11 protein-coding genes and 1 tRNA gene are annotated in these 8,816 nt (G+C 31.5%); all 12 read right to left on the reverse strand.

Annotated elements, in window-relative coordinates:
* Window positions 1-71: 71 nt before the first annotated feature.
* The 12 genes from ispE to BG261_RS02255 all read right to left on the reverse strand — a co-directional run bounded on the left by ispE (window position 72) and on the right by BG261_RS02255 (window position 8,759).
* Window positions 72-920, reverse strand: a complete 849-nt coding sequence (gene ispE, locus BG261_RS02200; RefSeq protein ID WP_070791542.1) for a 4-(cytidine 5'-diphospho)-2-C-methyl-D-erythritol kinase — start codon at window positions 918-920, stop codon at window positions 72-74.
* Between the two features lie 25 nt (window positions 921-945).
* On the reverse strand, window positions 946-1,254 hold the full coding sequence (comGG, locus tag BG261_RS02205) for a competence type IV pilus minor pilin ComGG (protein WP_070791543.1): 309 nt from the start codon (window positions 1,252-1,254) through the stop codon (window positions 946-948).
* Entirely contained in the window at window positions 1,254-1,691 is a 438-nt protein-coding gene (gene comGF / locus BG261_RS02210) for a competence type IV pilus minor pilin ComGF (protein WP_070791544.1), read from the reverse strand. The genes comGG and comGF overlap by 1 nt, the downstream gene beginning before the upstream one ends.
* The gene (comGE, locus tag BG261_RS02215) at window positions 1,678-1,896 is read right to left on the reverse strand and encodes a competence system putative prepilin ComGE (RefSeq protein WP_233278888.1); all 219 of its coding nucleotides are present in this window, start codon (window positions 1,894-1,896) and stop codon (window positions 1,678-1,680) included. Before comGE ends, comGF begins: the two co-directional genes overlap by 14 nt.
* 46 nt (window positions 1,897-1,942) lie before the next feature.
* Entirely contained in the window at window positions 1,943-2,377 is a 435-nt protein-coding gene (comGD, locus tag BG261_RS11380; RefSeq protein ID WP_083318244.1) for a competence type IV pilus minor pilin ComGD, read from the reverse strand.
* Entirely contained in the window at window positions 2,337-2,651 is a 315-nt protein-coding gene (gene comGC / locus BG261_RS02225; RefSeq protein ID WP_070787377.1) for a competence type IV pilus major pilin ComGC, read from the reverse strand. Before comGC ends, comGD begins: the two co-directional genes overlap by 41 nt.
* Complete coding sequence (gene comGB, locus BG261_RS02230) at window positions 2,648-3,691, reverse strand: competence type IV pilus assembly protein ComGB (protein ID WP_083318245.1); 1,044 nt, start codon at window positions 3,689-3,691, stop codon at window positions 2,648-2,650. Before comGB ends, comGC begins: the two co-directional genes overlap by 4 nt.
* A complete protein-coding gene (gene comGA, locus BG261_RS02235) occupies window positions 3,615-4,553 on the reverse strand; it encodes a competence type IV pilus ATPase ComGA (RefSeq protein ID WP_070791547.1) in 939 nt (312 codons plus the stop codon). Before comGA ends, comGB begins: the two co-directional genes overlap by 77 nt.
* A gap of 87 nt (window positions 4,554-4,640) precedes the next feature.
* Entirely contained in the window at window positions 4,641-5,033 is a 393-nt protein-coding gene (locus BG261_RS02240; RefSeq protein WP_233278889.1) for a DUF1033 family protein, read from the reverse strand.
* Between the two features lie 82 nt (window positions 5,034-5,115).
* Window positions 5,116-5,556 (reverse strand): CoA-binding protein, encoded by a 441-nt coding sequence (locus tag BG261_RS02245; protein WP_070791549.1) that lies wholly within the window; start codon window positions 5,554-5,556, stop codon window positions 5,116-5,118.
* Between the two features lie 372 nt (window positions 5,557-5,928).
* Entirely contained in the window at window positions 5,929-8,553 is a 2,625-nt protein-coding gene (polA, locus tag BG261_RS02250; protein WP_070791550.1) for a DNA polymerase I, read from the reverse strand.
* 132 nt (window positions 8,554-8,685) lie between these two features.
* Window positions 8,686-8,759, reverse strand: a tRNA-Asn gene (locus BG261_RS02255).
* Window positions 8,760-8,816: the final 57 nt, after the last annotated feature.

Below are 8,816 nucleotides of genomic sequence, written 5' to 3' on the forward strand. Positions count from 1 at the left end.
TTATATCCTATACTTTCTTTATTAATGTATGTTTGAATTATAACAAATATATTTATCGTTTACAAGTGTAATCATAAATTTCTTACCAAATATACTTCTTTACAAAATCCCTTTATACTATTTACTGCTCTTTCAGCTCTACTTTTCTTATCAAAAATTGCAAATACTGTAGGTCCACTTCCACTCATTAAAACACCATCGGCACCAGCTTCAGAAAGAACTTCCTTTATCTTTAATATTTCTGGGTGCATATTTATTGTTATAGGCTCCAATGAATTCGATAGGTTCTTATTTATTATATCCATGTTTTGGTTGATGACAGCTTCTTCTAAAATATCAATATTCGCATGTTTAATTGAATCTAGCTTAACTTTTTTAAACACTGCAGGTGTTGACACTCCAAATTCTGGCTTAACTAGCACTACCCAATAGCTTAAATTGTTAGGTAATGGCTGTACGATTTCACCACGTCCACCAACACGCGCCACTCCACCATAAACACAGTATGGGACATCGCTCCCCACTTCTTCACCTAGCTCAGCAAGCTCTTCTTTGGAAAGTTGTAGATTCCATAAAGTATTCAAAGCACGAAGTGTAGCAGCAGCATCGCTTGATCCCCCTGCTAAACCAGCTGCAACAGGTGTAATCTTATGAATAAAAATTTCTACTCCTTTTTTAATATTAAATTCGCGTTTAATTACTTGAGCAGCTTTATAAGCATGATTTTTACTATTTTGCGGAACTGATATACTATTTGACTTGATAACTATCTTATCGTTATCAAGCTCCTTAATAGTTATACGATCAGCTAGATCTACACTTGCCATAATCATATCAAGTTCATGAAAGCCATCATGTCTTTTCCCAATTATATCTAACCCTAAATTAATTTTCGCGGGTGCTTTTTCTGTTATTTCCATAATCTAAAGTATAGCAAAATCAAATTTATTTTGCGACCTTAAAAGAATAAGACTGAGCTTTTTCTTTATTAAATTGAATCTTAAAATTATAGTGCTCATCTTCAGTTTCAAAATAGCAAATTCCACTATCGAATTCTAACTGCCCTTTTTTCTCCCCAGTTGTTTTAATTTTATTTTTAGCTAAATCAGTAATCATTTCTGCCTTAATTTGATTTGTTTGAGATTCGATATTTTTTCTATCATCTATAGTCACCGTGATATAAAATTCTAAAATGAATGTAAAAATTATTGCCAAAAATAAAACATGTATTAATATACCTGCTCTAACTTTCATTACTCAATCCCTTCTTGAAATTTATAGAGCATATCAAAGCTTTGTTCATTATCAAAAGTAATTTTAAATTTAACTAATTTATCGAGTTCTTTAATTTCTGCTGACTTTATATCGAAAAGCATTGGTTGGTATCCTCTACCACTTGAATGTGTCTTACGAAAATCTGGGCTTCCCACTGATTGACCAAATCTAAGGTCATTATTTTTCTTCACATATAAGTAATTATTTTCAACTTTTATTAATTCACTTCCATCTAATTCTCTTCTAAGCATGCCACAAAAAAGTTGCCAATCAAGTGTTTTATCTGTATTTATATACCTCACATCTTCACTTAACAGTTTTGTTAAACCTTGTACAACCATTAAACTTCCAGATATTACAAAAAGAGCGACTAAACACTCAATCAAAGTAAAAGCTTTGATTCTATTTAAATTCAAGCTTTAATACCTCCTTTTGATTGTCATAAATTTTTATTGTAGTTTCGCTTTTTACAATCTTTACAGATACGCCATTTATCTGTAAATCATTTATTTCAGAGTCGTAAGCCATTTTCGCCACATTTAAGACTTCTGCTTGACGCAATAATTCCGTATGCTGTCTACGGCTTCTATCCACTTCGAATAGAATAATCGTAGTAAGCATAGATAAAATTAATAATGCAAATAAACTTTCTAATAATATATATCCCTTAACTAATACTTTTTCTATACTTACCACTCCCTACATACAACTGATAATTCATCTTCTTTTCCGTGTATGGAAGATAAATTTCAATTTTTTGTAAACTTGAATTTCCCCCATCTTCAGAAAAGCGTATCTTGTATGAATTAAGAAATTCTACTTGATTAGGAATTTCAACTTCCTTTCCAAGATACAAAAGTTTTTTATTTACAATCTCTAAATTATTGGACTGTTTTCTTACCATACTTTGAAATTGGGTATCTCTATAAATACGCTCGAATCTCAAAATAAATAGCTCTCCCTTTATAATATTTATTGTATTTGTAAATGATATTGTAAACATCATAAAAATAAAGGATATTACGAATAAACTCATCACACTTTCTAATAATGTAAAGGCACTAATTCGGAATCTTAGCTGTCTTATTTGAATTTTTTTCATAGTATTCCTTATAAGTCTTATACTGTTCCTGTGTGATACTATTATCCGCTAGTAGTTCCTTTAAACTAGCTGATTTTCCATTATTTAGCTCAAATAGCTCCGCTTGGCTCTCCACAACTTTTACTACTGCTCCTTGACCGGTTTCATTTATTTTTTCTTTTTGTTTCGATAAATTTGGTACAAATAATAAAATCAAAACACTGATTATAAGAAGTACTATTAACATTTCAATTAAAGTAAAGGCTGGTAGACGTTTTCGTAAGATTTTTCTCATATAAATCCCTCCATATTTTGGTAAATTGGCAGCAACATAGCCGCATAAATCATAATTATCATAAGTGCTACAAAAAGAAAAATTGCAGGTTGTATAAGTTGAAGATACCTATCTATTTTTATAAAAAATTCATTCCAGCACTCATCTGAATAAATTTCTAGCTCCTTACCAAGTTTCGATTTCATCTCTCCATATTCGATTATAAGTGCTAATTCTCTCTTAAAAAAAGAATATGATTCAACTTGTTTGCTAAACTCCTGACCTTTCTTCATTTGCTCTGAAAATTCAAATCCAAGTTCAGAAAAAAGTTTATTTTTTTGCCCCTGCATTAAACTTACAATACAGTTCATTTCAATTCCTTGTCCAATTAAATTTCCCCATTCACGCGCATAATATGCGGTCAAATATGTTTGCACAACTGAAGAAATAAAAGGGACATTCATTATTAGTTGATAGTTATTAATTGATTTTTTTCTCTTGAAATATATCAATATGCATATTATTAAAATACTAATAAATACAGATCCAATAAAAAATATTTGTGGTAAATTCCTTACGAAAAAACTTGCATAATTCTCAGAGTCATTTTGTTCAAATAAATACTTGTTAAGTCCCACCATAATAGCTATTAAGAAAAAAATAAGAATTACTGGATATGTAGCAACTTGAATTATTTTCTTTCTAACATCAAGTATCTTTCTCAAATTTATTTCTATCAAATTTAATGATTGCTCAATATTTCCATGATAATCAGCAAGGGACACCTGAGTTACAACATTTTTAGAAAAACCTAAATGATCCAATATTTCTGACAAATTTTTTCCTTCCGTCAAGTCTTTATACATTACTTGTGTAAATCCTTGTTCCACTAGTCCGCTTTTTGACAGGAAATTAACAATTTCGGTTAATGTGAATCCACTTGAGAATAAATTATTCATGAGTTGAATAAGCTTCACTTGTTTTTTAAGTGATAATTTTTTCGGATTCTTTCTCATCATGAGAGATATGTCCATCTGCAAATAATTTTTCAAGTTGTTCATTCCATTTCTCCCCTCTGTGATTTTGTACATTACCTATAGAAAAGTCAATTAGGCCTTTACCAACTAAAAGACGTTGATAAATAACTGCTGATACGGAATTTTCAATTTCTGATTTACTTATTCCTAGTTCTAAAAGTCTTTCATAGGCACCTTTAACACTCTTTGCATGAATTGTTGAAAAAACTGTATAGCCAGTCAAACTAGCACGTATTACCGCTCGAGCTGTTTGTTCATCTCTAATTTCTCCAACAATAACCAAATCAGGCATATGTCTGAGAGATAGTTTTATCAAACTATCATAGTCATTCCCTATCGTTCTATTCAATTGGAGTTGTAAAAAATTTTTTTGAATAATTTCAACTGGGTCTTCAATGGTGATAACTTGCTTACCTTCAAATTTCAACCTAGCCAAAAGGTACATTAGAGTCGTCTTACCACTCCCTACAGGACCTGAGAAGAGATAAAGACCACGTCCATTTATAATCTTCGCAACTTCTTCTTGCCCATTAAACCAAAACTGGGAATCATCTTCCTCACTATAAAGAATACGAATTACCAAACTTTCTAGTCCAAAAACATCACCAACAGTTGAAAGACGTAATCTTCTCTTTATTGAACCAATACTATAATTACAGGATCCTAGTTGTGACCGTCTCTTTTCGCCTACATTCATACCTGAGATAAACTTAAAGTGTGAAATTAATGTTATTGATTCTTCAATAGAAAGTTTTTCATGCAGTATGTTTTCTTTGGATGATCTATATCTAATCTCATAGGAATTTTCTTTAGGTAAGAAATATATATCATGAACGCTTCTTTCTATAGCTAATTGAATTATTATTTTTGCTTTTTCCAGTACCATGTGTTTCTCCTTTGTAGATTTTAATACGAAAAATAGACTAAAATATAACAAAAATCGCTTCTTTATTTAAAAGAAACGATTTTTTTGTTATTCATTTTTTAATTTTCTAGAACACATCTTGAATGGTGTACAACCACTTGTTTTAGAGTATGGATTTCTTTTCTCATAACTAGTTACTGGATGCCAGTCCTCTAGCAAGGTTAAAGAATGGTACTGTTGTAAATCTTCACCACATTCTTCACACCAAATTTGTTCTTGAGTATTCCAAAATGTTGCTAGAAAATCTGATCTACTTTGATACATTTCATAAGAGTCAACCGCCTGCTCTATATTCTTCTTATATATTTTTAAAGCTTCATAAAAGTTATCAAATTCTTCTAAAGTTATGATATCTTTTTTCCAATCCTCAAAAAACCACCAGGGTTCGGTATCTCCAACTAATTTTACTACTTGATACATATAATTGTTAAAAGACTGCAAGCAGTCTTCTCTCCTTCACTTATTAATATTACGTTGTATCCATTCTAGCAAGTGAAAAAGAATTTGCCAAAAGATTTGTTTATTATTTACGTACAAGTCCTGAATTTGCTAATTCTATCTTTATACATCTGTTCATTACAATTTCATTTTTACCATTAGAGCGTAAAATTTCTTCTGCCTCTTCATTTTGTAATCCAAGTTGAGCCCAGAAAACATCAGCATCTGTTTCAATAAATTCCTCAGCAACTTGTGGTAAAAATTCACTTCTACGAAATACATCTACTATATCAATATGAACTGGAATATCCTTGATACTCGCATATGCTTTTTCACCAAGAACTTCTTGTCCAGCAAGACTAGGATTAACAGGAATAATTTTGTAACCAAAATCTTGTAGCACCTTAGCTACCCTATTACTTGTCTTAGTTTCGTCATCACTAAGCCCTACTACCGCAATATTTTTAGCTTTTTCTAGATAAGAATAAATCACTTCATCTGATGGGTTTTTAAATTCATAATTCATTATTCGTCCTCCTTTGTATAAGTATATTTTATCACATTTTGTAAGCGTTTAAACTCACAAAGTTCTATAGTTGATTAAAATAGAAATACCTTCGTTTTACTACGCTGTTGATTACACTTAAATAAGCAAACTTATTAGTGTAAGTCGCAAGACAAGACCCTTCGCTTCGCTACGATGTCCATAGAACTTAAATTACTGAAGCAATTAGTTCTAGTGGCGACGAATTGATGATATAACTAGCGTTCATTGAGATGAGTCACTACGCCTTGCTCCGATGTCGATTATACTTTAATAAGCAAGCTTAATTAGTATAAATCGCAACGATGTATTAATCTATTTTTAAGTGACTATAAGAGAAAAAAGCTAAGCATATTACTTAGCTTCATACCATGTTTTACCACTATTTTCATCTGCAATTAGTGGAACTTTCAATTCAATAGCACTTTCCATTGTATCTTTAACTAATTTCCCAACTTCTTCTAGTTCTGAATTGGGAACTTCTAAAACAATTTCATCATGTACCTGAAGTAGCATCTTAGATTTGAAGTTTCCTTCAGTTAATTTCTTATCTAAATTAATCATGGCAACTTTTAAAATATCTGCCGCACTTCCTTGAATTGGCGAATTGATAGCTGTCCTCTCAGCAAATTGGCGAACATTAAAATTACGGGCATTGATATCAGGAAGTTTACGACGTCTGTGATAAAGAGTTTCAACATAACCTTTATCCTTAGCAAATCGTACTATTTCTTCCATATAATTTTTAATACCCGGATAGCGTTCAAAATAAGTATCAATATACTTCTTAGCTTCAGCTCTTGAAATACCTAAATTATTTGATAATCCAAAATCGGAAATACCATAGACCACACCAAAGTTTACTGCCTTAGCATTTCTTCTATCATTAGCAGTTACATCATCAGGGTTTTCAATATCAAACACACGTTGAGCCGTTGAAGTATGAATATCATCACCATTCTCAAAAGCAGCAATCAAGTGTTCATCGCCAGAAATATGTGCCAAAACACGTAACTCAATTTGAGAATAATCACTTGATAAAAGTACGCTATCATCCCATTCTGGAACAAAAGCTTTACGTATTTTTCTACCTTCTTCAAGACGAACTGGAATATTTTGAAGATTAGGTTCAACACTACTTAAACGACCAGTTTGAGTTAAGTCCTGAACATATCTTGTATGAATTTTATCATCTGGAGCAATCTCATTACTTAATCCTTGTACATAGGTAGATTGAATCTTAGTAAGCTGTCTATATTTTAAAATCTTATCTACAATTGGAGCTTGTGGCGCAAGAATTTCTAACACATCAACAGCAGTAGAGTAGCCAGTTTTCGTTTTCTTAATGACAGGAAGTCCCATTTTTTCAAAAAGAATTACACCGAGTTGCTTAGGAGAATTAATATTAAACTCTTCACCAGCCATCTCATAGATTTCTGAAGTTAACTTTTCAATCGACTTTTCATTTTCTTGGCCAATTTGATTAAGGGTATCACGGTTTACTTTTATACCGCGAATTTCCATTTTCGCCAAGACGTCAGATAAAGGCATTTCCATATCAGATAGCAGTTCTTTTTGAGAATAGTTATTCAAATCTTCTTCCATAAGTCCTTTTGATTCAGCAAGAACTCTCACTTTACGAGCTAGATGGTCAAATAACTCGTCATCTTCTGGTACAGCAATCTTAGCCCCCTTACCATATACTTCGTCATCACTAGCAATCGGCTCCAGTTCGTAGAAGTCAGCTATTGTTGCAATCTTATTGTCCTCAGTCGTACTAATAAGATACTTAGCAAGCATGCTATCAAATTCAACTAACGGATAATCTACACCTTGACGATGGAAAAGAACCTTATTTTTCTTAAAATCATAAGTATTTTGTGGAATTTTGAATCTTTCATCTGAAAGAAGTAAAAGATTCTTAGACACATAAAAGTTATCTTTATTACCCCAAGCAAAACCGATAATATCAGACTTGTGATAGCTTTCGCCTAAAATTTCTAAGTATAAGAACTGATCACTTGAAAAATCCAAATCATTCAATTCATCTTGGTTTGATATCAATGTATAAGCAATTTCTGACTTTTCAACTTGTGGAATATTATCACCAGATAGCTCATCCTTAAATTTTTTGAATCCCATAGTATCATAAAATTTAATAAGTTTATCAAAATCTGGACCATTATAAACAGTATCATCAAGAGTAATTGTAATAGGAGAATGTTTATCAATCGTAGCAAGTTCTTTCGATAGGAAAGCTTGATCCTTGTCATTGATAAGATTTTCTTTCATTTTAGACTTTTTCATGCTATCAATATTGTCATAAATACCTTCAAGACTTCCATACTCTAGAAGAAGTTTTATACCTGTCTTCTCACCAATTTTAGTTACACCTGGAATATTATCAGATTTATCACCCATCAATGCTTTTAAGTCAATAAATTGATCAGTTGTTAAGCCAAGTTTTTCCATCATGTAATCAGGTGTATAAGTTTCAAGCTCACCAACACCTTTTATAGTAATTTCTACAGTAATCTTTTGAGTAGTTAATTGAGTTAAATCTCGATCACCACTTACAACAGTGATTGCATCAAAATCAGAAAGATCTGCTTGATGAGCAAGAGTACCAATTATATCGTCAGCTTCATAATCGTCTAACTCATAATGTTTAATACCTAATGCATCAATCATCTCTCTAATGAATGGAAACTGCTCTCTAAACTCATCAGGAGTTTTTGCACGACCACCTTTATATTCAGGATACATCTTTGTTCTAAAAGTCGTTTTTCCAGCATCAAAAGCAATTAAGATATGAGAAGGATTTTCAGCAGCAATTACGTTTGAAAGCATAGTATGAAAACCGTATATAGCATTATTATGCAGTCCATTAGGAGCTTTAAATTTATCAATTTGAGTATATAAAGCAAAAAAAGCTCTAAAAGCAATGGAACTTCCATCTATTAATAATAATTTTTTCATTGATTCCTCTGTGTTTTCTATTTATATATTAATGTTAACATAAAAGAGTTAAAAAGTAAGCCGGCATACACTATAGAAAAGCATAAATTTTGCACAAAAAAAGTACTTCGCGAGAAGTACTAGATAATATTACTCCGGCAGTAGGACTCGAACCTACGACATCATGATTAACAGTCATGCGCTACTACCAACTGAGCTATGCCGGAATACTATTGAATATAATAAAAAATTCTCAATTGCTCAAGAAAGTCTTATCAAATATT

It is taken from the genome of Floricoccus tropicus (assembly GCF_001832905.1).
GTDB classification, from domain to species: domain Bacteria; phylum Bacillota; class Bacilli; order Lactobacillales; family Streptococcaceae; genus Floricoccus; species Floricoccus tropicus.

Coding starts and splice junctions, on each gene's coding strand:
- comGB (WP_083318245.1), bottom strand. CDS start 3,691: ATGAACAACTTGAAAAATTATTTGCAGATGGACATATCTCTCATGATG.
- BG261_RS02245 (WP_070791549.1), bottom strand. CDS start 5,556: ATGAATTATGAATTTAAAAACCCATCAGATGAAGTGATTTATTCTTAT.
- comGA (WP_070791547.1), bottom strand. CDS start 4,553: ATGGTACTGGAAAAAGCAAAAATAATAATTCAATTAGCTATAGAAAGA.
- comGE (WP_233278888.1), bottom strand. CDS start 1,896: ATGCTTACTACGATTATTCTATTCGAAGTGGATAGAAGCCGTAGACAG.
- comGG (WP_070791543.1), bottom strand. CDS start 1,254: ATGAAAGTTAGAGCAGGTATATTAATACATGTTTTATTTTTGGCAATA.
- comGD (WP_083318244.1), bottom strand. CDS start 2,377: ATGAAAAAAATTCAAATAAGACAGCTAAGATTCCGAATTAGTGCCTTT.
- polA (WP_070791550.1), bottom strand. CDS start 8,553: ATGAAAAAATTATTATTAATAGATGGAAGTTCCATTGCTTTTAGAGCT.
- comGC (WP_070787377.1), bottom strand. CDS start 2,651: ATGAGAAAAATCTTACGAAAACGTCTACCAGCCTTTACTTTAATTGAA.
- ispE (WP_070791542.1), bottom strand. CDS start 920: ATGGAAATAACAGAAAAAGCACCCGCGAAAATTAATTTAGGGTTAGAT.